General features: G+C 72.7%; 32 protein-coding genes. 14 read left to right on the top strand and 18 right to left on the bottom strand.

From position 1 onward, the window contains the following. The first annotated feature begins 2 nt into the window (after nt 1-2). Both AB0I41_RS07350 and AB0I41_RS07345 read left to right on the top strand, forming a co-directional pair. Nucleotides 3-650: an alpha/beta hydrolase gene (locus tag AB0I41_RS07350; RefSeq protein ID WP_357102927.1), complete on the top strand. Its 648-nt coding sequence runs from the start codon at nt 3-5 to the stop codon at nt 648-650. Between the two features lie 46 nt (nt 651-696). Next, a complete protein-coding gene (locus AB0I41_RS07345) occupies nt 697-1,059 on the top strand; it encodes a VOC family protein (protein WP_357102924.1) in 363 nt (120 codons plus the stop codon). A 29-nt stretch (nt 1,060-1,088) separates the two neighbouring features. Here the strand turns inward: AB0I41_RS07345 and AB0I41_RS07340 are convergent, their stop codons facing one another. The 9 genes from AB0I41_RS07340 to AB0I41_RS07300 form a co-directional block, all read right to left on the bottom strand. Continuing rightward, the gene (locus tag AB0I41_RS07340; protein ID WP_357102921.1) at nt 1,089-3,149 is read right to left on the bottom strand and encodes a glycogen debranching N-terminal domain-containing protein; all 2,061 of its coding nucleotides are present in this window, start codon (nt 3,147-3,149) and stop codon (nt 1,089-1,091) included. Then, nucleotides 3,149-3,520 carry an SCP2 sterol-binding domain-containing protein gene (locus AB0I41_RS07335; RefSeq protein WP_357102918.1) on the bottom strand — a complete coding sequence of 124 codons (372 nt, stop codon included), beginning with the start codon at nt 3,518-3,520 and terminating at the stop codon, nt 3,149-3,151. The genes AB0I41_RS07340 and AB0I41_RS07335 overlap by 1 nt, the downstream gene beginning before the upstream one ends. Nucleotides 3,521-3,754: 234 nt before the next feature. Then, on the bottom strand, nt 3,755-4,171 hold the full coding sequence (locus AB0I41_RS07330) for a CBS domain-containing protein (RefSeq protein WP_357102916.1): 417 nt from the start codon (nt 4,169-4,171) through the stop codon (nt 3,755-3,757). 108 nt (nt 4,172-4,279) lie between these two features. Continuing rightward, nucleotides 4,280-4,720, bottom strand: coding sequence for a PPOX class F420-dependent oxidoreductase (locus tag AB0I41_RS07325; RefSeq protein WP_357102913.1), 441 nt, complete (start codon nt 4,718-4,720; stop codon nt 4,280-4,282). A gap of 139 nt (nt 4,721-4,859) precedes the next feature. After that, nucleotides 4,860-5,885: an aspartate-semialdehyde dehydrogenase gene (locus AB0I41_RS07320; RefSeq protein WP_357102910.1), complete on the bottom strand. Its 1,026-nt coding sequence runs from the start codon at nt 5,883-5,885 to the stop codon at nt 4,860-4,862. A 72-nt stretch (nt 5,886-5,957) separates the two neighbouring features. Continuing rightward, nucleotides 5,958-7,304, bottom strand: coding sequence for a pitrilysin family protein (locus tag AB0I41_RS07315; RefSeq protein WP_357102908.1), 1,347 nt, complete (start codon nt 7,302-7,304; stop codon nt 5,958-5,960). After that, nucleotides 7,301-8,593, bottom strand: a complete 1,293-nt coding sequence (locus AB0I41_RS07310; RefSeq protein WP_357102905.1) for a pitrilysin family protein — start codon at nt 8,591-8,593, stop codon at nt 7,301-7,303. Before AB0I41_RS07310 ends, AB0I41_RS07315 begins: the two co-directional genes overlap by 4 nt. A 99-nt stretch (nt 8,594-8,692) precedes the next feature. Continuing rightward, nucleotides 8,693-8,908, bottom strand: coding sequence for a hypothetical protein (locus AB0I41_RS07305; protein WP_357102902.1), 216 nt, complete (start codon nt 8,906-8,908; stop codon nt 8,693-8,695). A gap of 96 nt (nt 8,909-9,004) precedes the next feature. Next, nucleotides 9,005-10,159 carry an alkaline phosphatase PhoX gene (locus AB0I41_RS07300; RefSeq protein ID WP_357102899.1) on the bottom strand — a complete coding sequence of 385 codons (1,155 nt, stop codon included), beginning with the start codon at nt 10,157-10,159 and terminating at the stop codon, nt 9,005-9,007. 305 nt (nt 10,160-10,464) lie between these two features. On the opposite strand from AB0I41_RS07300, the gene AB0I41_RS07295 reads away from it, so the two are divergent. The 3 genes from AB0I41_RS07295 to AB0I41_RS07285 all read left to right on the top strand — a co-directional run bounded on the left by AB0I41_RS07295 (nt 10,465) and on the right by AB0I41_RS07285 (nt 12,117). Next, a complete protein-coding gene (locus tag AB0I41_RS07295; RefSeq protein WP_357102896.1) occupies nt 10,465-11,559 on the top strand; it encodes a 3-deoxy-7-phosphoheptulonate synthase in 1,095 nt (364 codons plus the stop codon). Between the two features lie 70 nt (nt 11,560-11,629). After that, entirely contained in the window at nt 11,630-11,878 is a 249-nt protein-coding gene (locus AB0I41_RS07290; RefSeq protein ID WP_357102893.1) for a hypothetical protein, read from the top strand. Nucleotides 11,879-11,907: 29 nt separating this feature from the next. Beyond that, a complete protein-coding gene (locus tag AB0I41_RS07285) occupies nt 11,908-12,117 on the top strand; it encodes a hypothetical protein (RefSeq protein WP_357102890.1) in 210 nt (69 codons plus the stop codon). A 56-nt stretch (nt 12,118-12,173) separates the two neighbouring features. On the opposite strand, the gene AB0I41_RS07280 is transcribed toward AB0I41_RS07285, so the two are convergent. The 3 genes from AB0I41_RS07280 to AB0I41_RS07270 are packed head-to-tail and all read right to left on the bottom strand — an operon-like array spanning nt 12,174 to nt 13,388. Further along, nucleotides 12,174-12,713 (bottom strand): DUF1360 domain-containing protein, encoded by a 540-nt coding sequence (locus AB0I41_RS07280; protein WP_357103153.1) that lies wholly within the window; start codon nt 12,711-12,713, stop codon nt 12,174-12,176. A 31-nt stretch (nt 12,714-12,744) separates the two neighbouring features. Further along, nucleotides 12,745-13,068: a hypothetical protein gene (locus AB0I41_RS07275; protein WP_357102887.1), complete on the bottom strand. Its 324-nt coding sequence runs from the start codon at nt 13,066-13,068 to the stop codon at nt 12,745-12,747. Then, on the bottom strand, nt 13,068-13,388 hold the full coding sequence (locus AB0I41_RS07270; RefSeq protein ID WP_357102884.1) for a DUF6158 family protein: 321 nt from the start codon (nt 13,386-13,388) through the stop codon (nt 13,068-13,070). Before AB0I41_RS07270 ends, AB0I41_RS07275 begins: the two co-directional genes overlap by 1 nt. Nucleotides 13,389-13,505: 117 nt before the next feature. Here AB0I41_RS07270 and AB0I41_RS07265 point away from each other — a divergent pair, with 117 nt between their 5' ends. Next, a complete protein-coding gene (locus AB0I41_RS07265; protein WP_357103150.1) occupies nt 13,506-13,913 on the top strand; it encodes a hypothetical protein in 408 nt (135 codons plus the stop codon). A 25-nt stretch (nt 13,914-13,938) separates the two neighbouring features. Then, nucleotides 13,939-14,268, top strand: a complete 330-nt coding sequence (locus tag AB0I41_RS07260; protein ID WP_357102881.1) for a DUF3817 domain-containing protein — start codon at nt 13,939-13,941, stop codon at nt 14,266-14,268. Nucleotides 14,269-14,275: 7 nt separating this feature from the next. Here AB0I41_RS07260 and AB0I41_RS07255 read toward each other — a convergent pair whose 3' ends face one another. Further along, the gene (locus AB0I41_RS07255; protein WP_357102879.1) at nt 14,276-14,791 is read right to left on the bottom strand and encodes a DUF6232 family protein; all 516 of its coding nucleotides are present in this window, start codon (nt 14,789-14,791) and stop codon (nt 14,276-14,278) included. 495 nt (nt 14,792-15,286) lie between these two features. Between AB0I41_RS07255 and AB0I41_RS07250 the strand changes: the two genes are divergently transcribed. Beyond that, the gene (locus AB0I41_RS07250; protein WP_357102876.1) at nt 15,287-16,264 is read left to right on the top strand and encodes an NlpC/P60 family protein; all 978 of its coding nucleotides are present in this window, start codon (nt 15,287-15,289) and stop codon (nt 16,262-16,264) included. A 71-nt stretch (nt 16,265-16,335) separates the two neighbouring features. On the opposite strand, the gene AB0I41_RS07245 is transcribed toward AB0I41_RS07250, so the two are convergent. The 3 genes from AB0I41_RS07245 to AB0I41_RS07235 form a co-directional block, all read right to left on the bottom strand. Further along, entirely contained in the window at nt 16,336-17,325 is a 990-nt protein-coding gene (locus tag AB0I41_RS07245) for a sigma-70 family RNA polymerase sigma factor (protein ID WP_357102873.1), read from the bottom strand. A gap of 449 nt (nt 17,326-17,774) precedes the next feature. Further along, a complete protein-coding gene (gene murQ / locus AB0I41_RS07240) occupies nt 17,775-18,725 on the bottom strand; it encodes an N-acetylmuramic acid 6-phosphate etherase (RefSeq protein ID WP_357102870.1) in 951 nt (316 codons plus the stop codon). Continuing rightward, the gene (locus AB0I41_RS07235; protein WP_357102868.1) at nt 18,722-19,636 is read right to left on the bottom strand and encodes a MurR/RpiR family transcriptional regulator; all 915 of its coding nucleotides are present in this window, start codon (nt 19,634-19,636) and stop codon (nt 18,722-18,724) included. Before AB0I41_RS07235 ends, murQ begins: the two co-directional genes overlap by 4 nt. Before the next feature lie 159 nt (nt 19,637-19,795). Here AB0I41_RS07235 and AB0I41_RS07230 point away from each other — a divergent pair, with 159 nt between their 5' ends. Then, complete coding sequence (locus AB0I41_RS07230; RefSeq protein WP_357102866.1) at nt 19,796-20,488, top strand: SDR family NAD(P)-dependent oxidoreductase; 693 nt, start codon at nt 19,796-19,798, stop codon at nt 20,486-20,488. Here the strand turns inward: AB0I41_RS07230 and AB0I41_RS07225 are convergent. Next, nucleotides 20,473-21,183: a thymidylate kinase gene (locus tag AB0I41_RS07225; RefSeq protein WP_357102863.1), complete on the bottom strand. Its 711-nt coding sequence runs from the start codon at nt 21,181-21,183 to the stop codon at nt 20,473-20,475. The genes AB0I41_RS07230 and AB0I41_RS07225 overlap by 16 nt on opposite strands. On the opposite strand from AB0I41_RS07225, the gene AB0I41_RS07220 reads away from it, so the two are divergent. Genes AB0I41_RS07220 through AB0I41_RS07205 form a run of 4 tightly spaced genes read left to right on the top strand, consistent with a single transcriptional unit; the run spans nt 21,119 to nt 23,139 of the window. After that, the gene (locus AB0I41_RS07220; protein WP_357102860.1) at nt 21,119-21,949 is read left to right on the top strand and encodes a nucleotidyltransferase; all 831 of its coding nucleotides are present in this window, start codon (nt 21,119-21,121) and stop codon (nt 21,947-21,949) included. The two genes, AB0I41_RS07225 and AB0I41_RS07220, sit on opposite strands and share 65 nt — an antisense overlap. After that, nucleotides 21,946-22,212 (top strand): hypothetical protein, encoded by a 267-nt coding sequence (locus AB0I41_RS07215; protein ID WP_357102857.1) that lies wholly within the window; start codon nt 21,946-21,948, stop codon nt 22,210-22,212. The genes AB0I41_RS07220 and AB0I41_RS07215 overlap by 4 nt, the downstream gene beginning before the upstream one ends. Before the next feature lie 13 nt (nt 22,213-22,225). Beyond that, a complete protein-coding gene (locus AB0I41_RS07210; RefSeq protein WP_357102854.1) occupies nt 22,226-22,948 on the top strand; it encodes a metallophosphoesterase in 723 nt (240 codons plus the stop codon). 44 nt (nt 22,949-22,992) lie between these two features. After that, complete coding sequence (locus tag AB0I41_RS07205) at nt 22,993-23,139, top strand: GPGG-motif small membrane protein (protein ID WP_357102852.1); 147 nt, start codon at nt 22,993-22,995, stop codon at nt 23,137-23,139. Nucleotides 23,140-23,257: 118 nt separating this feature from the next. Here the strand turns inward: AB0I41_RS07205 and AB0I41_RS07200 are convergent, their stop codons facing one another. Then, nucleotides 23,258-24,034, bottom strand: coding sequence for a peptidoglycan DD-metalloendopeptidase family protein (locus AB0I41_RS07200; RefSeq protein ID WP_357102850.1), 777 nt, complete (start codon nt 24,032-24,034; stop codon nt 23,258-23,260). Nucleotides 24,035-24,287: 253 nt separating this feature from the next. Here AB0I41_RS07200 and AB0I41_RS07195 point away from each other — a divergent pair, with 253 nt between their 5' ends. Beyond that, nucleotides 24,288-25,628, top strand: a complete 1,341-nt coding sequence (locus tag AB0I41_RS07195) for an ABC transporter substrate-binding protein (RefSeq protein WP_357102847.1) — start codon at nt 24,288-24,290, stop codon at nt 25,626-25,628. Nucleotides 25,629-25,643 lie beyond the last annotated feature (15 nt).

Below are 25,643 nucleotides of genomic sequence, written 5' to 3'. Positions count from 1 at the left end.
GGATGAAGAAACGCGCAGTGGTGCTCTGGATCCACGGCGGCGGATGGCGTGGCCGGTCGGACGAGGACGGCGCGGCCCTGGCCCGGCTGGGGCTGCGGGTGGTGGCGGCGACCTACCGCTTCTCCCACCAGGCGCACTGGCCGGCCCAGCTCGACGACGTACGGCAGGCGGCGCGGGCCGCCCGCGACGACGCGGGCGGGCTGCCGCTGCTGGTCGCCGGAGACTCGGCCGGCGGCACCCTGGCCCTGCACCTGGCGTTGCGCGGGGTCGACCGGCCGGACGACGTGGCGGCGGCGCTGGCGTACTGGCCGGTGAGCGACCCGCTGGCCGGCGAGTGGCGACGGCTGCGGGCCGACGACGACCCGTGGGCCGACCTGCTCGGGCACCCGCCGGCCGCCGGGGACCCCGCCACCGTCGACTCGGCCGTCGCCACCCACCTCGGCAACGGGGCGCCGGTACTGCTGGTGCACGGCACCGGCGACGCGGCCGTACCGGTGGCTCAGTCGGTCGCGCTCACCGGGGCGCTCGTCGCCGCCGGCCACCCCACCCACAGCTGGATCACCCACGGCGGCCACGCCCTGGCCCTGGACCGGCCGGACATCCTGGCGGTCACGAGCGCGTTCCTCGACACCGTCCTGCCGACCCGCTGACCGGCTCCGAGACCTCGCCCCGGCCCGCGGGGGCTACCGTCGACGCATGCCTGAGCTGCACGCCATCGTGATTAACTGCCGTGACCCGTACCTGCTGGCGCCCTTCTGGAGCCTGGTCACCGGCCTGCCGGTGGTGCCGGAGGACGAGGCGAAGCTCGCCGACCGGTCGCTGGCTCCGGGCGAGTCGGTGCTGCTGCGGGACCCGCACCGGCACCGGCCCGGCATCTGGATCTCCCCGGTCGACGACCTGCCCGGCCCCGGCCGGATCCACCTCGACCTGGTCGGCGACGCCGAGGAGCGGGCCGCCGTGCTGGAGGCCGGCGCCACGGTGATCCGGGAGCTGCCCGGCTGGACGGTCTTCGCCGACCCGGAGGGCAACGAGTTCTGCCTGCTCCCCCACCAGCCCTGACCGACGGCGGGAGAGCCGGCGGAACACCGTTACTCCGCCAGCTTGTGCAGGTCCAGCCGGCCCCGGGCGAAGGCGTCCACCCGGCCCCAGCGGCCGGGGATGTCGAGCATCTCGATCCGGCCCATCCCCACCGGCAGCACCGGCTCGACCGCCAGGTGCCCCTCGTGCGGCTCCAGGCCGAGCATGGTCCGCAGCAGCAGCAGCGGGGTGCCCGTGGACCAGGCCTGCGGGCTGCACGCGGTCGGATACTCCACCGGAAACTTGGTCTGCTCCCGGGGGTAGCCGCCGAACGCCTCCGGCAGCCGCCCGTTGAAGTAGTTGGCGGCGTCCAGGATCCCGCTGGCGATGGTGGCGGCCTCCTCAGTGAAGCCGTATCGGCGCAGGCCCCAGGCGATGAAGGAGTTGTCGAAGGGCCAGATCGTGCCGTTGTGGTAGCCGATCGGGTTGTACCTGACCTCCCCCTCGGCGAGGGTGCGCACACCCCAGCCGGAGAAGAGCCGGGGACCGACCAGGTGGCGGGCGATCTTCTCGGCCCGGTCCTGGTCGACGATGCCGCTCCACAGCAGGTGCCCGATGTTGGAGCTCAGCGTGCCGCACTGGCGCCCGTCCGGGTCCAGGGCGAGGGCGTAGTACTCGCCGTCCTCCACCCACCAGTCCCGGTTGAACCGCTCCTTGAGCTGCGCCGCCTCCCGCTCCAACTGGTCGGCGTACCCCGGGTCGCCCCAGAACTCGCGGGCCATCCGGGCGGCGCGCACCTTCGCGTCGTACGCGTAGCCCTGCACCTCACAGGTGGCCCGGGGAAACGGCGGCAGCGTGCCGTCGCGGTACGAGATGGAGTCCCAGGAGTCCTTCCAGCACTGGTTCTCCAGGCCGGTGTCGGTGTTGCGCCGCTCGTACCAGATGTAGCCGCTGCCGACCAGGTCGGCGTAGTCGTCGACCCACTTGAGCGCGGCCCGGCACTCCCGTTCCAGTTCGCGGACCAGGGCGACGTCCCCGGTCCACTTCTCGTACTCGTCGAGCAGGATCACGAACAGCGGGGTGGCGTCCACCGAGCCGTAGTACGGCGAGTGCGGCTGCTCCTCGAAGGCGGCGGTCTCGCCGTAGCGCATCTCGTGCAGGATCCGGCCCGGGTCCTCGTCCCGGAAGTCGTCGAACCGGGTGCCCTGCAACGCGCCGAGGATGCGCAGCGTGGTCTTGGACATCTCGGGGGCGAAGGGCAGCACCTGCAGGCAGGTCAGGATGCTGTCCCGGCCGAACATCGTCATGAACCAGGGCAGGCCGGCCGCGGGCAGCGTCTGCCCGCCGAGCGACAGCGGCGAGAAGCGCAGCGCGGCCAGGTCGACCAGGCTGCGCCGGTAGGTGGCCGCCAGTTCGGCGTGCTCGCTGTTGAGCTTGGGGGCCTTGGCGATCCACTCCTCCAGGTCATGCTGAAGGGCGAGCCGCTCCGTGCCGAGCGCCTGGAGGCCCATCCGCAGGTCCCGGCCGCCCGGGCCGATCGCGAGCGTCTTCACGTCGATGCCGGTGTGCCACTGCTCGTTCGGCTCCAGGTGGACGCTGAAGGCGAAGCCGTTCTTGTCGTAGCGGGCCGGCCGGGACGTCGAGATGACCGTCTCGCGCCGGAATTTCCCACGCCGGTAGCCCAGGCGCAGCCGGTCCGCCTCCACCTCGGCGTAGATCTCGCCCTTCTTGTTCAGGATCTCGTCCTTGACCTGGAACAGGTCGGCGAAGTCGGAGCCGGCGTCCATCCGGATCTCCAGGTCCACCGGCTTCTCGTCGTGGTTGAGGATGGTGAGGTCCTCGCGGAAGCTCCCGCCGACCGCCCGCTGCCTGATGATCGACAGCTTGGCGTCGATGTAGTGGGTGGCCATGCCGGGCACCAGGAAGAACCGCGCCTCGTAGTACTGCAGGTCGTCGAAGGAGAGCGCGTTCAGGCGCTCGCCGTTGATTGTCAGCACCCACTTCGACAGGAAGCGGGTGTCGATGGCGAACAGGCCGGTCGGTTCGCTCGGCGTCGCCTCGATGTCGCCGGTCTCCTCGGAGACGACGAACGTGTTGCCGTCCAGGATCCGGATCGTGTTGCTCTGCGCCATCAGCGGGCCTCCCTGCGGAATTCGTGCCGCGGGCCCCGGGAAGTGGGCGGGCCGGGGAAGATCCGCTCCACCTGGAGCACCAGTCGCAGGTCGCCCGAGACGGTCATGTCGCCCCGCAGCAGCGCGGCGATCGCGTTCTCGTTGCCCGCGACGATGTCCCCGAAAAGGACCGGCCCGGTGCCGACCACGGTGTCCGCCTCGCGGTCCTCCCGGCTGACCTCCAGCCTGCCCCGGTCGATCTGGAGCAGCCAGTGCGTGGTGTGCGCCCCCTCGTGCAGGTCGAAGCGCAATGTCCCGGCGGTCTTGTCCAGCAGGGGCTCGTAACCCCGCCGGTCGAGATCCTCGAAGAACCTCGTGGTCGGGTCCACCATCCACTCCCCCCGTCGATCCGCGGCATGACGACGTACCCCGACCGGGTCCCCGTCCGGTATGCCGTCAACCTCGCCCGGATCGGGTGAGTCCCGGCGACCGTCGTACCCGCGCAGTAGCGGCTCGCCCGCGGGGCGTCCGCCGTGACGGTGCGGGTGGAGCCGGCTGAGGGCCGCGGGCAGCCGGACGCCGGCCCCCGGGTACGGGAGCCGGCGTCACAGGACCGCGGCGGACGGTCAGTTGTTGGGCTCGTCGGCGCTGATGTCCGCGAGCACCGACTGCGGCTCCCGCTCGACCGCCAGGTCACCCATGGAGACCAGACCGATCAGCTTGCCGTCGTCAATCACCGGCAGCCGGCGTACGGCGTACGTCCGCATCAGGTCGGCCGCGGCGACCGCGTCGTCGTACTGGCTGACCGTCACCACGTCCTTGCTGGTGATCTGGTCGAGCCTGGTGGTGTTCGGGTCCATGTTCTCGGCCACCCCACGGACCGTGATGTCCCGGTCCGTGACGATGCCGACCACGTTGTCTCCCGCGGTCACCACCACGTCGCCGATCGCGCTGTCGCGCATCTCCTGCGCCGCAGCGGTGAGCGTGTCGTTGCCGTCCATCGTCACCAACCGGGTCGTCATGAACTCTCCGACCGTTGTCATGGTGCTCCCCTCTCGGTGTCGGCAGGCCCCGTCTACCCGCCGCCCCGCAGCAGGTAACGCGGGCTCACCGGTGCCGCCGCAGCCGCCGGCACACCGCCGCCGTCGGGGTCAGCCGCGCGGTGGCATGCCGTAGACCCGCTCGACGTGCAGGCGCAGCACCAGCCGCCGCTCGGCGACCATTGCGGCGCGGAAGTCGTCCCAGTCGGGGTGTTCGCCCTGCACCGCCCGGTAGAGCCCGACCAGTTCCTCGACGGTCGGATCGTCCGCTCGCTGCGCCACCGGGGTCAGCTCGGCCCGCGCCTCCGCCACCGCGTACGCCCAGCCGTCCTCGCTGCTCACCTGGAAGCTGGCCCGGGGGTCGCGGCGCAGGTTGGCGGTCTTGGCCCGCCCGTCGGTGACCGAGACCCGGATCAGGCCGCGCTCCCGGTCGAAGGCGTAGACCACGTTGGACAGCTGCGGCCGGCCGTCCCGTTTGATGGTGGCGAGCACACCGAGCCACCGGCCGGCGATGAGTTCGGTCAGGTCCTGCCGGGTCCGTTCGTCCGTCATGACGTCCTCCGCATCGGCTGGTGCTGAAGCAGGTGTGCGCACGGGCGACATACCTGAGAGGTATGAATATGCCTGTCAGGTATGCCGCTCGCACCCGAATCGGCCGGCACGGCGCGATCCGCCCGGGAGACGGGCGGGCTCAGCGGAGTTCGGCGGCGACCAGCTCGGCGAGCTGCACCGCGTTCAGCGCGGCGCCCTTGCGCAGGTTGTCGTTGGAGCAGAACAGCGCCAGGCCGTGCTCGACGGTCTCGTCGGCGCGGATCCGGCCCACGTACGTCGGGTCCTGGCCGGCCGCCTCGAGCGGGGTGGGCACGTCGGACAGCGCCACGCCGGGTGCGCCGTCGAGCAGCTCGCGGGCCCGCTGCGGGCTGACCGGCCGGGCGAAGCGGGCGTTGAGCTGGAGCGAGTGGCCGGTGAAGACGGGCACCCGGACGCAGGTGCCGGAGACCTTCAGCCCGGGGATCTCCAGGATCTTGCGGCTCTCGTTGCGCAGCTTCTGCTCCTCGTCGGTCTCGAAGGAGCCGTCGTCGACGATCGAGCCGGCGAGCGGGAGCACGTTGAAGGCGATCGGCCGGGCGAAGGAGCGCGGCGCGGGGAACTGCACGGCGGCGCCGTCGAAGGCGAGCGCGCTGGCGTCCTCGGCGACCTTGCGGACCTGCTCGTCCAGCTCGGCGACGCCGGCCAGGCCGGCCCCGGAGACCGCCTGGTACGTCGAGACGACCAGGCCGACCAGCTCGGCCTCGGAGTGCAGCGGGCGCAGCACCGGCATCGCGGCCATCGTGGTGCAGTTCGGGTTGGCGATGATGCCCTTCGGGCGTACGGCGGCGGCGTGCGGGTTGACCTCGGCGACCACCAGCGGCACCGCCGGGTCCATCCGGAACGCCGAGGAGTTGTCGATCACCACGGCGCCCGCGGCGACGACCCGGGGGGCGAGCTCCCTGGCGGTGCCCTTGCCCGCCGAGAAGAGCACGATGTCCAGCCCGGAGTAGTCGGCGGTGGCCGCATCCTCGACCGTCACCTCGCCGCCGCGCCAGGGCAGGGTGCGCCCGGCCGACCGGGCGGAGGCGAACAGCCGCACCTGCTCCGCCGGAAGGTCGCGCTCCGCCAGCACCTGCCGCATCACGCCACCGACCTGGCCGGTGGCCCCCACAATGCCGATCCTCATGCCCGCGAGGCTACCCAGGCCACCGGTCCGGGCGGGAACGCTTTCCCACCGCCCGGACCGGATTCGGCCCGATCAGAGCGTGGCGTCGGTCACCTCGCCGAGCCCGCTCGCGCTGAGTTCGTCGCGGATCACCGCCGCGTCGCCCTCCACCACCAGGGTCAGCGACTCCGGGTACAGGTGGGCGGCGGCCGCCGCGGAGACCTGCGCCACGTCGGCGGCGAGCAGCGACTCGCGCAGCCGGGCGTGGTAGTCGTCCGGCAGGTCGTGCACCACCAGGGTGGTCAGCGCCGACGCGATCGCCCCCGGGCTCTGCAACTCCACCGACAGCTGGCCGGCCCGCCAGGAGCGGGCCACCGCCAGCTCGTCGGAGGTCACCCCGCCGACCTGGGTACGGGAGATCTCCCCGACCGCCTCGACCAGGGCCGGCGCGGTCACCGCGGTCTGCACGCCGGAGCTGACCGCGAACCGGCCGAACCGGCGGGACGAGGCGAAGTCGCCCCGGATGCCGTACGTGTAGCCGCGCACCTCCCGGATGAGGTGGTTGAGCCGGGAGGTGAACGCCCCGCCGAGCACCGTGCCGGCGAGCGTCATCGGCACGTGGTCCGGGTGGGCGCGGTGCGGCGACGGGTGCCCGAGCCGCAGCGTGGACTGCACCGAGCCGGGCCGGTCCACCAGGAGGATCCGCCGCCCGGTGTGCAGCGGCACCTCGATCGGGCCGCCACGCTCGACCGGGCCGCCGCCGGTGCCGGCGAACGCCGCCGCGGCGAGCCCGTCCAGGTCGAGGCGGTCCAGGTCACCGGCGACGATCAGCGTGCCGGGCCGGATGAACCACTCGGAGTGGAAGACGGTGACGTCCTCGACGTCCAGCGCGGCCACCGAGTCCGGGTCGCCGTACATCGGGCGGCCCCACCGGTTGTCGGCGCCGAAGAGGTCGGCGCGGAGCACGGCGTCGGCGCGCGGCCCGGGGTTGGCCCAGTCCATCCGCAGCGCAGTGGCCTCGTCGTCGCGGACCCGGCGCACGTCGTCGGGGTCGAGCCGGGGCGTCCGGACCGCCTCGGCGAGCAGCTCCACCGCCGCGCTCAGCCGGTCCACCGGGGCCTGGACGCTGACCTGGAAGGAGTCCCAGTCCAGCCCGGTCACCAGCTCGGTGCCGAGCCCCTCGACGGCCAGGGCGAAGGTGGTGGCGTCCCGCTGGGCGGTGCCCTCCTCCAGTGCCTTGGCCAACACCCCGCCGAGCCCTTCCTTGCCGACCGGCTCGCGGCCGGCCCCGGCGTCGAGCAGCAGCACCGCGACGGCGAGGTTCTGCCCGGGCAGGTGCGCGCCGACCACCCGGCCGCCGGCGACGTCCCGCCGGACCACGGCGGGGAACCGGTAGGGGCGGGGGGTGCCCGCGCCGGGACGGGCGGCGATCAGTGTCATGGGGTCTCCTCCGGCAGGTAGGTCAGGGTCACCCGGTCGTCGGCGCCGAGCAGTTCGGCGGCCAGCTCGGCGATCTGGTCGGCGGTCACCGCCAGCCAGGCCGGCAGCCGCTCGGCGGCCCGGGCCGGGTCGCCGAACTGGGTGGCGTACCGGCCGAGGGTGTCCGCCCGGCCGTCCACCGTGGACATCTGCCGCCACCAGGCGGTGCTCAGCAGCGCCTTGGCCCGGTCCAGCTCGACGTGGGTCACCGGCACGGTGGTCAGCTCGTCGACCACCTCGGCGACGCCGGCGGCCAGCCGCTCGGCGCCCACCCCGGGGCGGGCGGTGGCGGTGACGATCAGCGGCGCGGGGGCGTGCGCCAGGTCCACCCCGTACGCCCCGACCAGGTCCGGCTGGGCGATCCGTTCCCCGTCGGCGAGGCGCTGGTAGAGGCGGCTGCCCCGGCCGCTGCCGAGCACCGCGGCGAGCACGGTGGCCACGTCGTACCCGGGGGTGCCGAAGGGGTGGGTGCGGTGCGCGACGTACACGCGGGGCGCGGGGACGTCGCCGGTGACCGTCTCGACGGCGGCCCGGCCGGTGGCCGCGACGGTGCGGCCGTCCGGCGCGGCGGGGATCTCCTCGCGGACGGGGATCGCGCCGAAGTACTTGTCGGCGAGCGCGAACACCTCGGCGGCGGAGGCGTCGCCGACGACGGTGAGCACGGCGTTGTGCGGCGCGTAGTAGGTCGTGTGGAACGCCTGGAAGGTGGCCAGGTCGGCGGCGTTCAGGTCGGCCATCGAGCCGATCGTCGCGTGGTGGTACGGGTGGCCGGGCGGGTAGAGCAGCGGCAGCAACCGTAGCCAGGCGTCGCCGTACGGCACGTTCTCGTAGCGCTGGCGGCGCTCGTTCTTGACCACGTCGCGCTGGTTGTCCAGCGTCTCCTGGGTGAGCGCGGGGACCAGGCCGCCCATCCGGTCGGCCTCCAGCCAGAGCGCCAGCTCCAGGTGCTCGGCCGGGACGGTCTCGAAGTAGTTCGTCCGGTCCGGGTTGGTGGTGGCGTTGAGCGAGCCGCCGGAGCCCTGGATCAGCTTCATGTGCTCGGTCTTGGCGACGTTGACCGAACCCTCGAACATCAGGTGCTCGAAGAGGTGGGCGAAGCCGGTCTGCCCCGCCGGCTCGTGCCGGGAACCCACGTCGTACCAGAGGTTGACCGCCACCGCCGGGGCGGTGCGGTCCTCGCTCACCACCACGCGCAGGCCGTTGTCCAGTCGGGTCGTCTCGATGGGCCAGGGGTAACCGCTGTCGGGCATGACCCGACGCTATCCGATCTCCGGGGCGGAAAGGGGACGTGTCGCCGGTGGCGAGCCCACCCGGCGCGCCGGGGGTCCCGCCCGGCCCGGGGCGGTCGATCAGTCGGGGGGCTCGCTCGGGGTCACGGTCTGATCGGAGGTGCGGTGCTCCAGCACCGTGTCCGGGGCGGCGTTCCGGTCCTCCTCCCGGATGTCGGACTCGGTGAGGATGGCGTCGGCCTGCGCCTGCGGGTCCTCGCTGCCGACCGCCGCCTCCTCCGGCAGCAGGTGGGCACGGGATTCCACCCGTTCCTGGTCGTTCTGCTCGTGGCTCATCCGAGCCTCATACCCCGTCGACCCGCCCGACACGCCCGCAAGATCGCGCCCGCTCGGGCGCGACGCCGGGCGGCGCCGGACGGGCCGCACCGGGGGTCAGCGGAACGGGCCGCGCACCTCGTAGGTGATCCCGCCGGAGGAGGAGCCGGAGGTGCCGCGCTGGGAGGAGAAGTAGAGCCGGCCGCCGTCCGGCGAGAACGCCGGGCCGGTGATCTCCGACGAGGACTGGCCGGTGATCCGCAGGAACGGCGTGACCACCTCGTCCGGCGTGATCAGATTGATTTCCATGTTGCCGCCGTCCTCGGCGACGTAGAGGTCGCCGGAGCGGGAGCCGGTGATGTTGTCCACCCCGGTCAGCGGCGCGGCTCCGCCGACCACCAGCGAGTCGTCGTACGCCAGGTCGATCCGCTGGTTGACCGCGTCGTACGCCCAGACCCGGTTGTCGCCCTTGGTGGTGAACCAGCAGGTGCCGCCGGCGTACCAGGCGCCCTCGCCGCCGTTGAACTTCTTCGCGCCCGAGACCTGCTGGCGGGTGTAGGTCGGCGAGCCGTCCGGGTCGGGGACCCGCGTCCAGCTCACCGGGCCGCTGGTGGCAGTGCCGCCGACCAGCACCTCCAGGGTGCCGGCGGAGAGGTCGCCCCAGACGGTCGGGCGGAACCGGTAGAAGCAGCCGCTGGTCTCGTCCTCGGTCAGGTAGATCACCTTGCGGTCCGGATCGGCGGCCGCCGCCTCGTGCTTGAACTGGCCGAGCGCGGGCCGGCGCACCGCGGTCGTGCCGCCCTGCGGGTAGGTCTCGTAGACGTACCCCCGGCTGACCTCCTCGCAGGAGAGCCAGGTCCCCCACGGGGTGGCGCCGCCGGCGCAGTTCTGGTTGGTACCGGAGAGGATCCGGTACGCCGAGGCGACGCTGCCGTCGGCGTTGAAGCGGATCGCCGAGGCGCCGCCGCCCGGGCTGATCTCCGAGTTCGAGACGTAGATCCAGCCGGTGCCGGCGGTGAAGCAGGCGCCGCCGTCGGGCGCGTCGTGCCAGGCGTAGGTGGTGGCGGGCACCACCTGCCGGGACCGGGCGACCACCCGGCTGGTGAAACCGGCTGGCAGCTGGACGCCGTTGGCGTCGGCCGCGCCGAGCGGCCCGTACGGGCCGATGCCGGGCTGGGCCGGGGCAGCCAGCGCCGCGCCGGACCAGAGGCTGCCGGCGAAGGCGGCTGCCCCGCCGGCAGCGGTGGCACGCAGGACGGTACGACGGTCCATCGGAACCTCCGGGTCAGGTGACGTGTGCCGGTGACGTTACCGGCGATCGCATCGACGAAGGTGAACGTCAGGCGAGGCTTTCCGGACGACCCCGTGATCCTTCCCCGTCCGGTCGGGTAGGCTGGCCGGCGTGACGCGCTCGTATCGATGGTTTAGGCAGCCGGCTCCGACGCCGGTGACCTCGCCATGAGCTGACGTCACCTGTGTTTTCGAGCCGGCCGGGCAGGAGCTCTCGCTCCTGCCCTTCTGCGTACGAGCAGCCGGCTCGACCCGGGCACCGGCCCCGGGACACGGTCGGCGAGAGGATGCCCACCGTGACCACTCCGGAGACCCACGCGGTCATCGACCAGCGGATCGACCGCGTCGTGCCGTTGACCACCCCCGCCCTGCTGCTGCACGACCTGCCGCTGGACGCCCCGCTGGCCGCGGCCGTGCTGGCCGGCCGGCGCGCGGCCGGCCGGGTGCTGGACCGCGCCGACGACCGCCTGCTGGTGGTGGTCGGCCCGTGCTCGGTGCACGACCCGGCCGCCGCGCTGGACTACGCCCACCGGCTGCGCGAGGCCGCCGACCGGCACGCCGACGACCTGCTGGTGGTGATGCGGGTCTACTTCGAGAAGCCGCGCTCCACGGTGGGCTGGAAGGGCCTGATCAACGACCCGGCGCTGGACGGCTCCGGCGACGTCAACCGCGGCCTGCGGATCGCCCGGGCGCTCCTGCTCGACGTGCTGCGCCTCGGCCTGCCGGTGGGCTGCGAGTTCCTGGACCCGATCACCCCGCAGTACATCGCCGACACGGTGGCCTGGGGCGCGATCGGCGCCCGGACGGTGGAGAGCCAGGTGCACCGGCAGCTCGCCTCCGGGCTGTCCATGCCGATCGGCATGAAGAACCGCCCCGACGGCAGCATCGGCACGGCGGTGGACGCGATCCGGGCGGCCGGCGTGCCGCACGTCTTCCCCGGCATCGACGTCTCCGGCACCCCGGCCATCATGCACACCCGGGGCAACGCCGACGGGCACCTGGTGCTGCGCGGCGGCGGGGGCCGGCCGAACTACGACGCCGGGTCGGTGGCGGGCGCGCTGGACCTGCTGCGGGCCGCCGGCCTGCCGGAGCGGGTGGTGGTCGACGCCAGCCACGCCAACAGCGGCAAGGACCACCGCAACCAGCCGAGGGTGGCCGCCGACGTGGCCGGGCAGCTCGCCGCCGGCCAGCGCGGCATCGTCGGCATCATGCTGGAAAGTTTCCTGCTCGACGGCCGCCAGGACCTGGACCCCACCCGGGAGCTGACCTACGGCCGCTCGGTCACCGACGCCTGCATCGGCTGGGACACCACCGCCGAGGTCCTGGACCACCTGGCCGCCGCCGTCCGCACCCGCCGGGCCACCCTCCCCACCCCCGCCTGACCCACCCCCCCGGCGGGGAGGGGCGGGAGGGGCGGGGAGGGGGGTGTTTGACCGGTTCGGGGGTGGGTAGGTGGTCGGCGTGACCGACGACGTTCCCGTGATCGACGCACCCGTCACCGACGAGCCGGACACCCGGCGTCTCGACGAACTGCTCGACGACCTCTACCACGGCCAGGAGCGGATCAGCCAGGCGGACATCTACCGCCGGGCCGTCGCCGCGGAACTCCCCGCGGCGCTGCTCACCCGGATCGCCGCGCTCCCCCAGGGTGAGTACGCGGTCGACGAGGCGGCGGACCTGCTCGGCGGTGCGGTCACCTGACCCGGCGACCCCCGCGAGAAGGAGACGAGATGTCCGACCCCGAGGAGCACCACGACAAGCTGCCGGCGCTCGGCGAGCCCCCGGAGGGCGTGGACACCCTCCCCGAGCCGGACTTCGCCAACGAGCACGACCGCACCGCGGTCGACCGTGACGTGGTCACCGGCGAGGACTCCGACGAGCGGGAGCCGGAGTCGTCGCGCGGCTGGGCCGGGGAGGACCACGGCACCACCCCGACGTGACGAGGACGACGCGAAGGGGGCCGGCGCACCGTCGGCCCCCTTCCACGTCGTACGGGTCACTTCCCGTCGAGGGGCCCCTCGGCGGCCCGCTGCGCGACGGCGTACCCCATCTGGAGGAAGTCCGAGGCGGCGACCGCGGTCAGCGCGGTGGCCACCAGCCGGGTCAGCCGCGGCGCCAGCACCAGCCCGCCGGTGAAGCCGGTGGCGACCCAGACGGCCAGGCAGAACGGGCAGCTCAGCAGCTCGCCGATGGCGTGCCTCGTCCCGCTGCCCTGGTCGCGGACCTGCTCCATCACCTCGCCGCTGCCGATCGGGCGGTCGTAGCGGGTGAACGGGGCTCGCAGCGGGCTGGTCACCGCGTCCTTGGAAAGCAGCCGACTCAGCTTGTGGGTGGCGATGGAGAGCAGCACCACGTCGCCGGCGGCGGGACGGTCCGGCACCGGTCGCCCGGTCGCCCGGACCAGGCCGGCCAGCGACGCGGCGACCGTGGCGTAGGTGCCCATCGCCGCCAGGTAGCCGCCCAGCGGCCGGTGCTCGTGCGGCGCGTACGCCTGGCGCAGCCGCGCCACCTTCTGCCTCAGGCCGCCCTGGGTCACCGACGTCTCCTCATCCCTCGTCACGGTCCGCTCAACCGGCGGTCAGGTTGTCGGCCACCTCGCGGGCGAGGTTGGCCAGGGTCTCGTCGGCCAGGCCGTTGTCCCCACCGGTCAGGTCGAGCCGGACCCGGGAGCCCCCGGCGTCGGCCGCCTCCACCCGGATCTCGGCCGACCAGCCGGGGGCGGAGCCGCTGCTCCACCGGGCCCGCAGTTGCTCGGCACTGGCCTGCGGGCGCTCCCCGCCGTCCTGCCGCAGCGGCTCCGGCAGCCAGGCCGAGGCCCGGTCCGGGTCGGTCGCGGTGTTGAACACCACCTCGGGCGGCGCGGACATGCCCCGCTCGGCGTGCGTGGCCATCAGGCGTCCCGCAGCCGGCTCGGGTCGACCTCGCGTCCGGGGTGCCGGGCCAGGTACTCGGTCTCCAGCTCGGCGGTGCGGCGCAGGTGGTTGGCGAGCGCGGAGTCGGCCGCGTGGCGCAGGGTGTCCAGCCGGGTGCGGTGCAGGCTCTGCAGCTCCCGGATCAGGTCCTCGTCGCCCAGCTCCGCCGGGTCCACCCCGAGCAGCTCACCGTCGACGTCCGCGCCGGAGGCCGACGCGTCGCGGGCGTGGTCGCCGTCCCACTCGGTCATCCGCTGCTCCGGGCTGGCGTCACCGGACTGGCGTACTGATTCGGTCATGTCGCCCCCCTGGGCTCGTTTGGGCTGGCGTCTAGACGAATGCCCAGACCGAGTGTCACCAAACCCTCCTACGACGCCACGTCGGAGACGCCCGGCCGTCCCGGTACGCTCGACGCCATGAAACGGCTCTGGGCACCGGCGTGGATCGCCCGCCACGTGGCCATGGTCGTGCTGGTCGTCGGGTTCCTGGCGCTGGGCTGGTGGCAGATCAGCCGGGCGGCCTCGGGCAACACGCTCAGCTGGGCCTACGCGGTGGAGTGGCCGATCTTCGCCGGCTTCGTGGTCTTCGTCTGGTGGCGTGAGATCCGGCACACCCTGCGCGGCCCGGCCGCCGCGCCGGACGCGGTCACCGTCGGTGACGCCACGCCGGACCCGGCCGCCCCGGCGGTACGCCGCCCGGTGCGCGTGGCCCGGGTGCCGGCCACAGTCGACGTCCCGGACGACGCCGACCTGACCGAGTACAACCGCTACCTGACATGGTTGAACGCCAATCCGGGCGCGAGGCCCGGTGACTATCCCGGCTGAGGCCGGTGCGGAAGGACGGACGACGGTGGGCGGAGCCCTTAACCGGTACCGCGTGATCGCCTGGATCGTTGGCGTGGCGCTGGCCGTGCTGGTGCTGATCGGCATGCCGCTGAAGTACGCGTTCGACGAGCCGATCGTGGTGGCGGTCGTCGGCACCGCGCACGGCTGGCTCTACATGCTCTACCTGGCCGCCACCTTCGACCTGGGCCGCCGGGTGAACTGGCCGCTCAAGCGGATGCTGCTGGTGATGCTCGCCGGTACGGTGCCGTTCGTGTCGTTCGTCGCCGAGCGCAAGGTGAGCAGGGAGCTGGCGGACCGGCAGGCGCGCACGCCGGAGCCGGTGGCCGCGGGCTAGGCACGCCTCAGCGCTCCGGTCGCCACCAGCCGGCCGTCCCGGCCGGGTCCTCCGCGTCGGGATACCGGTGCAGCTCCCGGGCCCGGCTCAGCGCCCCGCTGACCTGGCCGAACTGCCGCTCGTCGTCGCTGCTGAACAGCAGCACCTCGACGCCCCCGCAGTGCCCCCACAGCTCGTACGCCGGCGGTCGCCAGCGGTCGCCGGCCAGCACCAGCAGGACCGGCAGCAGGAACAGCACCCCCAGGGTCAGGTACGCCCCGGCGGTGAGCCGTTGCAGCCCGCCGGTGAAACCGAGCAGCACGCCGCCGCCGGTGATCAGGGTGGCGGTCATCGCGACGACGCGCACGGCCAGCCGGTCGTGCGGCCCCCGCGCGGTGCGCAGGTGGGTGAGGTCAGCGACGGCGAAGGTGTTCCGGCCGATGGTGAACCGTTCGGTGGTCACCACGATTCCCGGTCGCGCGTAGAGCAGCGTCGTCCCGTGCGGCGAGTACGGCGGACGGGTGGCGGAGCGGTCTGTCTGCACGGCGTCCTCCCAGGGGCCGGCGGTGCCGGCTCTCCCACCGTGCCGTGCCTGCTCACGACGGGATTCCCGGCTCCGGGCTCCATTCTGTTGCCGCCCCGCCACCCGTGTCGGTCGGGTTCCGGTCCCCCGTCGCCCGACACGCCTCCCGGGCCGCCCGCATCTGGCATCCGTTTCGGTTTTGTCCGGCATCAACCCCGGCTCATGCCGCGACATACGCCGAGAACGACGAAGCCGACGCAAGCCGCGAAGAGTGCCGAAGCGGCCCGGACACACCGCACACCACGCCACACCCGCACCACCGGACGTCACGTTGCGCAGTAGCCTTTCCTGCCCATTTGCCAACTTTCGCCCCGGCTTCACCTGCGCGCGACTCCCGTCCCGGGTTAGGTTGGGCGGGCCGGCACGGTCGGCCGCCATCCGCCCGGATGGCCCCGGGCCGGTGCCGCCGGGGGCGTCAGCATCCCCCGGGGGCCCGCAGAGAGGAGCCTTCCGCTCTTGTCGTCCTTACGGATGCTGGTGCGAACGCTCACGGTCGCCGGCCTCTCGGCCGCGCTGATCGCCCCGTCGGCGGTGGCTCAGGCCGAGCCGTCCGTGGCCGAGCTGACCGCACGGATCGAGAAGTCCTCGACCGAGCTGGAACGGGTCGTCGAGTCGTACAACAAGCTCAACGAGGAGATCGAGGCAAACAAGGAGACCGCGGCCTCGCTGCACGCCCGGATCGGCCCGCTCGAGGAGCAGGCCGCGCGGAGCCGGGCCGAGGTCGGGAAGATGGCCGCGACCGCGTACAAGACCGGCGGCCTGCGGACCGCGCAGGCGCTGCTCGAACCGGGTGGGTCCGCGCCGCTGATGGACCGGCTCAGCACGATCGACCGGCTCACCCGCGAACGCCAGGACCGGATCGCCGGCTTCACCGCGAGCCAGCAGAAGGTGCTCGACGAGAAAACCCGGCTGGACGCGACGCTGGCCCGGGAGGCCGCGCAGGCCCGGGGCATCGCGACCACGAAGAAGAAGATCGAGCGCGACCTGGCCCGGCTCTACCAGCTGCGCCGGGAGGCCTACGGCCGGGCCACCGAGGCACCCACCCCCCGTCCGGCCGCCCGCGCCACCGACGACGCGCCCGCCGTCTCCGGCAGCGCCGGGATCGCGGTGCGCTACGCGTACGGGGCGATCGGCAAGCCGTACGTCTGGGGCGCCGACGGCCCCGGCGGCTACGACTGCTCCGGGCTGACCTCCGCCGCCTGGCGGGCGGCGGGCAGGTCGTTGCCGCACAACGTCCGGATGCAGTGGGGCGTGGTGTCGCACATCGGCCGCGGCGACCTGCGACCCGGGGACCTGGTCTTCTACAGCGGCCTCGGCCACATGGGCATGTACGTCGGCGGCGGCCAGATCATCGACGCGCCCAGCGCCGGGCGCAACGTGCTCCAGCGGGACATGGACATCATGCCCATCCAGGGCTACGGCCGGGTCCGCTGACCCGACCCGGACACGCGAACGGCCGGCGTCCCCCTATCGGACGCCGGCCGTTCGCCGTCATTGTTACCAGGTCAGGCTGCCTGCAGCCCCTCGGCCCGGGCCAGCTCGCGGAGCCGGCCGAGGGCCTGGATCTCCAGCTGGCGGATCCGCTCCCGGGAGAGCGAGAAGCGCGACGCGACCTCGGTGAGCGAGTGCTCCCGCCCGTCCTCGAGCCCGTACCGGGCCCGCATGATGCCGGCCGACCGGTCGTCGAGGTGGTTGAGCAGACCCTCGATGCGCTGCCGCTCCAGGCCGGTGAGGACGATCTCCTCCGGCGACGGGGCGTCGCTGTCGGCTACCAGGTCGCCGAGCTTGGTGTCGCCGTCGTCCCCGACCGGGGTGTCCAGCGATACGGTGTCCTGCGACCAGCGGCGAAGCTCGTTGACCCGCTCGACGGTGACGCCGAGGGCCGCCGCGATCTGCTCCGGCTCCGGGTCGCTGCCCAGCTCACGGGTGAGCTGCCGGGCCACGTTGCGCATCCGGTTGACGTCCTCGACCAGGTGCACCGGCAGCCGCACCGTGCGCTCCTGCTGGGCGATCGCCCGGCTGATGGCCTGGCGGATCCACCAGGTCGCGTAGGTGGAGAACTTGTAGCCCCGCACGTAGTCGAACTTCTCGACCGCGCGGACCAGGCCGGTGTTGCCCTCCTGGATCAGGTCCAGCATGGGCATCCCGGACCGGACGTAGCGCCGGGCGATGGAGACGACCAGCCGCAGGTTGGCCCGGATGAAGAGGTCCTTGGCCCGCTCGCCCTCGGCGACCAGGTGCTCCAGGTCGTCCCGGTCGACACCCTCGGGGGCGCGGTCCTCGCCGAGCAGGTGCTCGGCGTAGAGCCCGGCCTCGATGGCCTTGGAGAGATCGACTTCCTTGGCGGCGTCCAGCAGCGGCGTCCGGGAGATCTCGTGCAGGTAGACGCCGACCAGGTCGCGCTCCTCGGCGACCTCGTCGGTCCGCATGCCGATGTTCTTGTCCACGTTGCCCACGGTCCCCTCGCTCGCGCCGGTTGCCCGGTTCCTTGCCATCCCCACGTCCATCGACCCTCCCCCGTAACCTCCGCTGTTGCCCGTCGGCGCTGACACCTGCACAACAGATGAGACGTGTCGGGGATTCCATGTCGTGAGTCGAAAGTGTCACGAATGCCTGAGTATCAGCTGAAAGTCGAGTCCATGTTTGCTGTCAGCACCCCGTCCGGTGCTCACCGGCGGGCACCACGAACAGGCTGGCGGATCAGGGAAAATCGGCCTCCGCCCTGGGCAATCGCACCATTGCGACGCCAACGACGCAGCGACCCTCGTCACCACCCGGCTGCGATCCTGGTCACTGCTAGATACGCGCCGGCGCACCGGTCGGTTCATTCACGAGATATCGATTACCCCGCCCCCTGGACAACAATCCGAGGGGTGCTGGACGTCCCCGTCCGCGACGTGTTCCGCGTCTCACCCGGGGCGGGTGGCCCGACCGGGACGGGGTGTCAGGAGGCGAGCAGGGCGAGCGCGCCGCGGACCTGGTGCGCGCAGCGGGCCAGCGCCGCCCGGGCGGCGGACACCTCGGCCCCGGAGACCAGCGAGACCAGGGCGGTCTTGAGGTCGCCGTCGGCCTCGTGCAGGGCCCGCCGGGAGATCTCCTCCGAGCAGCCGGTGGCCTCCATCAGGATCGAGATCATCCTGCCGCGCAGCTTGGCATTGGTGGCCACCATGTCGATCATGAGGTTCGAGTAGACCCGGCCGAGGCGCACCATCACGGCCGTGGAGAAGGTGTTCAGCACCAACTTCTGCGCGGTGCCCGCCTTCATCCGGGTCGAGCCGGTGACCACCTCAGGTCCGGTGTCCACCCCGATGAACACGTCGACCGAGGCGGCGGCCGCCGCCTCCGGGTTCGCGCAGAGCAGCACCGTCGCGGCGCCCCGCGCCCGGGCCGCGGCGAGCGCCCCGAGGACGTACGGGGTGCGTCCGCTGGCCGCCAGGCCGACGACCACGTCCCCCGGTCGTACGCACTCGGCCGCCTCCGCGGCGCCGCCCGGCTCGTCGTCCTCGGCGTCCTCGACGGCGCGCCACATCGCGTCCGGGCCGCCGGCCAGGTGGGCGCAGAACCAGTCCCGCGGGGAGTTGAAGGTGGGGGCCAGTTCGGCGGCGTCGAGCACCCCGAGCCGGCCGGAGGTGCCGGCGCCGAAGTAGTGCACCCGGTGCCCGCCGCGCAGGGCCGCCACGGCCAGGTCGACGGTCGCGGCGATCTCGTCGAGGACGGCCGCGACGGCAGCCGGCACCCGGCGGTCGGCGTCGTTGATGACGGTGAGCACGTCCCGGGTCGACATCAGGTCGAGGTCGGCGCTGTCCGGGTTGCGGCGCTCGGTCGGGGCACCGACCCGGACCACCGGCCGGGTCACGACCGCCGCCTCGTCCGGCTCCACCCGGCCGGCGGTCACCCGCGCCTCCGCCCCGGGCCGACCCGGTGCGACTGGACCGCCTCGGCGGTCGCCTCCAGGGCCTTGCGGGCCCGGGCCCGGTTGCGCGCGGCCACCCCGACGAAGAGCACGTCGACGACGGTGAGCTGGGCGAGCCGGCTGGCCATCGCGCCGGAGCGGTAGGTCGTCTCGCGGGCCGCGGTGGTGAGCACGAAGTCGGCGACCTCGGTGATCGGCGAGCGGGGGAAGTTGGTCAGCGCGACGGTCGAGGCGCCCCGCGCCCGGGCCTGCTCCAGCACCTCGATCACGTCCGAGGTGGTGCCGGTGTGCGAGATGCCGACCGCGACGTCCCCCTTGCCGAGCAGCGCGGCGGAGGTCAGCGCGGTGTGCACGTCGGGGAAGTAGAAGGCGGTGCGGCCGATGCGGTGCAGCTTCTGTTGGAAGTCCGAAGCGACGAAGCCGCTGGCCCCGGCGCCGTAGACGTCGATGCGGCCGGCGGCGGCGATGGTGTCCACCACCCGCTCGCAGACCGCCGGGTCGAGTTGCTCGGCGGTCTCCTCCACGGCTCGGGCGTCGTTGAACGCGATGGTGGCGATGATCTGCGCCAGGTCCGCGCCGGGCGGGATGTCACCGCCGACGACCCGGGCGTCCGGCGGCTCGACCCGGCGGGCGGCCTCGGCGGCGAGCCGGATCCGCAACTGCGGGTAACCGTCCATGCCGACCGACCGGCAGAACCGGATCACGGTGGCCTCGGAGGTCTCGGCGGTGGTGGCAAGGTCGGTGATGGTCCGCCGCGCGGCGCCGGCCGGGTCGGAGACGACCAGCCGGGCCACCCGCTGCTCGGCGGGCGACAGCGAGGGGAGCAGGCCGCTGATGTGGACGATCAGCCCACCCGGCTCGTGACTCGCAGAAATCTTCGGACTCTTCGCCACGGATGAAACTTACTTTCATGAGCGGCGGCCCGTCAACCATCACCGCACGTATCCGACAGAAGTATCCCCCGCAGCGGCGGAGTCGCGGCAGCGTGCGCGATTTCCGCCGCATGACGCGTCCGCTGCCCTCGCGGTGACCACCACGCTACGGTGTCCCGCATGGCGGATCGCAGCGTGCTGGTCACCGGCGGAACGGGCGGACTCGGCGGGGCGGTCACCGCCGCCTTCGTTGAGGCGGGCTGGCGGGTGGTCGTACCCCAGCGGGAGAGCGGCACCCCGGCGGGGCCGGCGGCGTCCGAGCCGGTCCGGGTGACCGCGGACCTGATGGACCCGGCCGACGTCGCCCGGGCCGTGCGAGCCGCCGCCGACGACCCCGCCGCGCCGCTGCGCGCCGTGGTCAACCTGGTCGGCGGGTACGCCAGCGGCGGCCAGGTGCACGAGACCCCGGTCGAGGAGTTCGAGCGGATGCTGGCGATCAACCTGCGCCCCACCTACCTGGTCACCCAGGCGGCGCTGCCGCACCTGGTCGCGGCCGGCGGCGGCGCGGTGGTCTGCGTCTCGGCGCGGGCCGCGCTCGCGCCGTTCCCCGGGGCGGCCGGGTACGCCACCGCCAAGGCGGCCGTGCTCGCCTTCGCCAACGCGGTGGCGGTGGAGTACCGGGCCTCCGGCGTGCGCTGCAACACGGTGCTGCCCAGCGTGATCGACACCCCGGCGAACCGGGCCGCCCAGCCGGACGCCGAGCACCGCCGCTGGGTGTCCCCGGCCGAGATCGCCCCGGTGGTCCGCTTCCTCGCCTCGGACGAGTCCGCGCCGACCAGCGGGGCGGCCGTGCCGGTCTACGGGCGGGCCTGAGCGGGCAGCCGCTCCGGGGCTGGCTCGGCGGCCGGCGCGTCGGGAGCCGGCGGACCTGCCCCCGGCGGCAGCCAGGCCGCCAGCTGGGCGCGGATGCGCCGCTCCACCTCCTCCGGCGCGCCGCCCGCGTCGACCAGCACGAAGCTCGGGTACTCGGGCAGCGTGCGGTACGCGGTGTCGGCTGCGGTCAGCCAGCCCATCGTCTCGTGGTCGTCGCCGCGCCGCTCGATCCGCCGGTACGCCTCCGCCGGGTCCACGGTGAGGAGGAAGGTGACCTGCGGCGCCGGGAAGACCCGGTAGCCGACCCGGGCCAGCCGCTCCCAGCGCTGCCCGCCGTGCGCCCGGATGCTGGCGTACTGGCAGGCGGAGTAGCGGTCCATGACGGCCGTGCGGCCGGTCACCAGGCAGCTCACCAGCGCGGCGGCGATGGCCAGCCAGCGCAGCACCGACTCGACGGCGAGCACCCCGTTGCGCCCCACGAGCCGCTGCGCGTCGCGGCGTCCGAGCCGGTTGGCGAGGCGGCCGAGCCAGCGCCGGCCGCCGGCGTTGCGGTGGTAGGTGGCCGGCCGACCGGCCGCGGTGAGCGCGTCGGCGAGCCGGTGCGCCTGGGTGGTCTTGCCCGAGCCGTCGATGCCGACGAGGGCGACGCGGCGCAGTCGGGCCCTGCCGCCGGTCGCCCGCAGTGATCTCGCCACCCTGCACAGGCTATCCGATCCGCGCTCGCTCGCGGTGATTTGCCCGGTTGCCGACCCGGTGACCAGGTCCGGCCGTCGCAAAGGTGTGGGTGCCGGGCGGGCCGGGTACGCAACGTCATTTCCGACCGCCTGTCCACCTCCACGACGACGGGAGCACCAGATGGCCGAGCGCGGGGACGAGAGCCTGTTGCACACCCTCAAGCGGGTCGCCGCCGTGCTCAAGCAGAACGACATCCCCTTCGCCCTCGGCGGCAGCTTCGCCGTCTACGCGCACGGCGGCCACTCCAGCGAGCACGACGTGGACTTCCTGCTCCGCGAGGAGGACGTCGTGCGGGCGCTGGAGGCGCTGGTCGCCGAGGGCTTCAGCGCCGAGCGCCCGCCGGAGGACTGGCTGGTGAAGGTCTACGACGAGGGGCGGATGGTGGACCTGATCCACCGGCCGATCGAGACCCCGGTGACCGAGGAGACCTTCGCCGACACGGTGGTACGCCCGGTGGACGCCATCCACATGCCGGTGCTGTCCGCGACCCGGCTGATGGTGCACAAGCTGCTCAGCTTCTCGCAGCACTACTGCGACTTCGCCCGCGGCCTGCCGCTGGCCCGTTCGCTGCGGGAACAGATCGACTGGGAACGGGTACGGAAGGAGACGTTGCACTCGCCGTACGCCGAGGCGTTCCTGGTGCTGCTGGACCGGCTCGACGTGGTCCCGTACTCCGGCACGCCCGTGCCGTACGCCCGCACCCCCGAGGGAAAGGAGACACCGTGACCGAGCATGGCGCCGGCCCGCCGGACGAGTACGTCGAGGCGGAGATCCACCGGCTGCTCGCCGAGGACCCGGACGTCGCCGAGCAGGGGATCACCGTGGTCCACCGGGAACGCGGGCTCGTCCTCTACGGCGAGGTGGAGAGCCCGCACCGGCGGGAGGAGATCCTCCGCCGGGTCTCCGAGCGCTTTCCGGACGTGCCGATCACCAGCGACATCGGGGTGATCCGGACGCAGGCGCCGACCCAGGTCGAGGAGCTGCCGTGAGGAGGACCCGACGATGATCCGGATCGCCGCCGTCGGCGACGTGCACATGGACGAGGACGTGGTCGGCCGGTTCCGGCCGGCCCTGGAGGAGCTGCCCGACTGCGCCGACGTGCTGCTGCTCACCGGGGACCTGACCCGGCACGGCACCGAGGCCGAGGCGCGCTGCGTGGCCCGGGAGTTCGGCAATCTCGGGGTCCCGGTGATCACCGTGCTCGGCAACCACGACCACCAGTGCGACGAGGTGCCGCAGGTGGTCAACGTGCTCGAGGACGTGGGGATCACCGTGCTGGAGGGGACGGGCATGGTGCTGGAGTGCGCCGGCGGCCGGCTCGGCGTGGCCGGGGTCAAGGGCTTCGGCGGCGGCTTCGCCGGCCGGTGTGCCAGCGACTTCGGCGAGCCGGAGATGAAGGCGTTCGTCCACACCACCAACGAGACCGCCGACGCGCTGGGCACGGCGCTGCGCGGGCTGGACTGCGACCGGCTGGTCGCGCTGACCCACTACTCCCCCGTGCCGGACACCCTCGCCGGTGAGCCGCTGGAGATCTACCCGTTCCTCGGGTCGTACCAGCTGGGTCAGGCGATCGACTCGGCACCGACCGCGCTGGCCCTGCACGGGCACGCCCACGCGGGCACCGAGCGGGGCACCACCCCCGGCGGGGTACGCGTGCGCAACGTCGCGCACCCGGTGATCAAACAGGCGTACAGCATCTTCCACCTGGGAGATCAACTCCATTGATCGTCCCAGGTTTCCGGAATCAGTGACCCGGGTATTCAGCCGCCATGCCGCTGATTCTCTGGATTCTCGCAGTCGTACTCGTGGTCGCCGGCATCCTCGCGCTGTTCCGCCGGCAGATCCTGTGGGGCATCGTCCTCATCGTGGTCAGCCTGCTGGTCGGCCCGGGTGGCGTCAGCCTCTTCCACAGTTGACGCGGAATCGCATCACCGGACCCGCCGGGGTCGTCGCTTCCGGTATCTCCGTCCGCCCAGACCTGGAGATCGGGAATCGACGGCCCCGGCACCGTGCCGGCCGGGTTTCGTCGCGCCCTCAGCAGCGGGGCACGTTCGGGATCCAGCCGTCGTAGCCGGTGTAGACGTACGCGTCGGAGACGTATCTGCCGGTGCCGATCCGGTCCCAGATCGAGCTGGTGCCGTACGTGCCGGTGACCGTGGAACCGGTGGTCTGGCAGTAGATGGTGACCGTGGCGCCGTCGGCGACCGAGCCGACCGCGTCGTAGCTGGTGCCCGGGCCGGAGCGGACGGTCAGGTCGGCGCCGGCGGTGTTCACCGTGCCGGAGGCGGTGCCGCCGGAGCAGGCGTTGTCGCTGGTGTAGCTCTTGGTGCCCCAGTAGAGCGCCAACGCGCCGTTGAACCGGACCTGGATGTCGCTGCCGTTCAGCCGCTGCTCGTAGTGCAGGTGCGGCCCGGTGGAGCCGCCGGTGCTGCCGACCCAGCCGATCACCTTGCCGTAGCCGACGGTCTGGCCGACCGAGACGTTGAAGCCGTTGAGGTGGGCGTAGTAGGTGGTGTAGCCGCCACCGTGGTCGATCCGCACGTACTTGCCGTAGCTGGTGCCGCCGAGGTCGGTGACCCGGTCGACGGTGCCGGGGGCGCTGGCCACCACCGGGTCGCCGAGGTCGTCGGTGCGGTTGAAGTCGATCGCGTACGCCGGGCTGTGGTCGGACCGGGTCTGCCCCGACCAGGACTGGCCACAGGGGAACGGCACCTTGAAGGTCGGGGCCGCCATCGCGGGGCTCGCCGGAGCCACCAGCGCCACCGCGGCGAGCAGCGCGGCCGCGGCGAGGCTCCACCACCGTCTATACATCCAGCACCTCCAATGTCGAGATTCTTCAATGCTTTGCGTCCAGAGTGGCAGAAACCTCCATCGATGGGAAGTGGCGCCGGACCTGCCGCGCGGGAGCGCGCCCACGGCCGGTTGGGCGGGTTTCGGGATTGTTACCGGGCCGTGTCCGGTAGGGGGGTGGACCGAGACGTGATGCAAGCGCTTACATGTGGAGACGACCATCGGACCGGCGCGGGTTCGATCCCTCCACGCGCCGGCAAGGAAGGAGAACGGCATGGCGTTTGCCAGATCACGCCAGGCTCTCGCGATCGCCGGCGTACTGGGGCTGGCGCTCGGCGCCACCGCCTGCGGCACCGGCAACGACAAGAAGAGCGACAAGGCGGGCTCCGCGGAGTGCGCCGCATACGAGAAGTACCAGGGCCACAACGGCAAGAAGGTCACCATCTACTCGTCCATCCGGGACCTCGAGGCCGACCGCCTCGCGCAGTCCTGGAAGCAGTTCGAGGACTGCACCGGCATCGAGATCGACCACGAGGGCTCTCCCGAGTTCGAGGCCCAGCTCCCCGTCCGGGTCGACGGTGGCAACGCCCCCGACCTGGCCTTCATCCCGCAGCCCGGCCTGCTCAAGCGGTTCGTCGACAGCGGCAAGCTCAAGCCGGTCAGCGCCGCGACCAAGACCGAGGCGGAGGCCAACTACTCTCCCGACTGGCTGAAGTACAGCACCGTCAACGGCCAGTTCTACGGCGCGCCGCTGGGGTCGAACGTCAAGTCGTTCGTCTGGTACTCGCCGAAGACCTTCAAGGAGAAGGGCTGGCAGGTCCCGACCACCTGGGACGAGCTGATCAAGCTCAGCGACACGATCGCGGCGAGCGGCACCAAGCCGTGGTGCGCCGGCATCGAGTCCGGTGAGGCCACCGGTTGGCCGGCCACCGACTGGATCGAGGACCTGATGCTGCGGACGCAGACCCCCGAGGTCTACGACCAGTGGACCAACCACGAGATCCCGTTCAACGACCCGAAGGTCGCCGAGGCGGTCGACAAGGCCGGCACCATCCTGAAGAACGAGAAGTACGTCAACGGCGGCTTCGGCGGCGTGAAGAGCATCGCCACCACCGCCTTCGGCGAGGCCGGTCTGCCGATCACCGAGGGCAAGTGCGCCCTGCACCGGCAGGCGTCCTTCTACGCGAACCAGTGGCCGCAGGGCACCAGGGTGGCCGAGGACGGCGACGTCTTCGCCTTCTACTTCCCGGCCGTCGACCCGGCCAAGGGCAAGCCGGTGCTGGGCGGCGGCGAGTTCGTCGGCGCCTTCGCCGACCGTCCCGAGATCCAGGCGGTGCAGACCTACCTGGCCTCTGGCGAGTACGCCAACAGCCGCGCCAAGATCGGCGACTGGGTGTCGGCGAACAAGAAGCTCGACCTGGCCAACGTGCCGAACCCGGTGGACAAGCTCTCCGTCGGAATCCTCCAGGACCCGAAGACCGTCTTCCGCTTCGACGGCTCGGACCTGATGCCGGCCGCGGTCGGCGCGGGCACCTTCTGGAAGGGCATGGTCGACTGGATCAACGGCAAGGACACCGCGACGGTGCTCAACGGCATCGAGGGCAGCTGGAAGTGATCTGGGGCGGGTGGT

This window comes from Micromonospora sp. NPDC050200, from assembly GCF_040656135.1.
Classification (GTDB): Bacteria; Actinomycetota; Actinomycetes; order Mycobacteriales; family Micromonosporaceae; genus Micromonospora.
The sequence above is the reverse complement of the archived record's forward strand: the minus strand, read 5'-3'. Positions and strand labels throughout refer to the sequence as shown.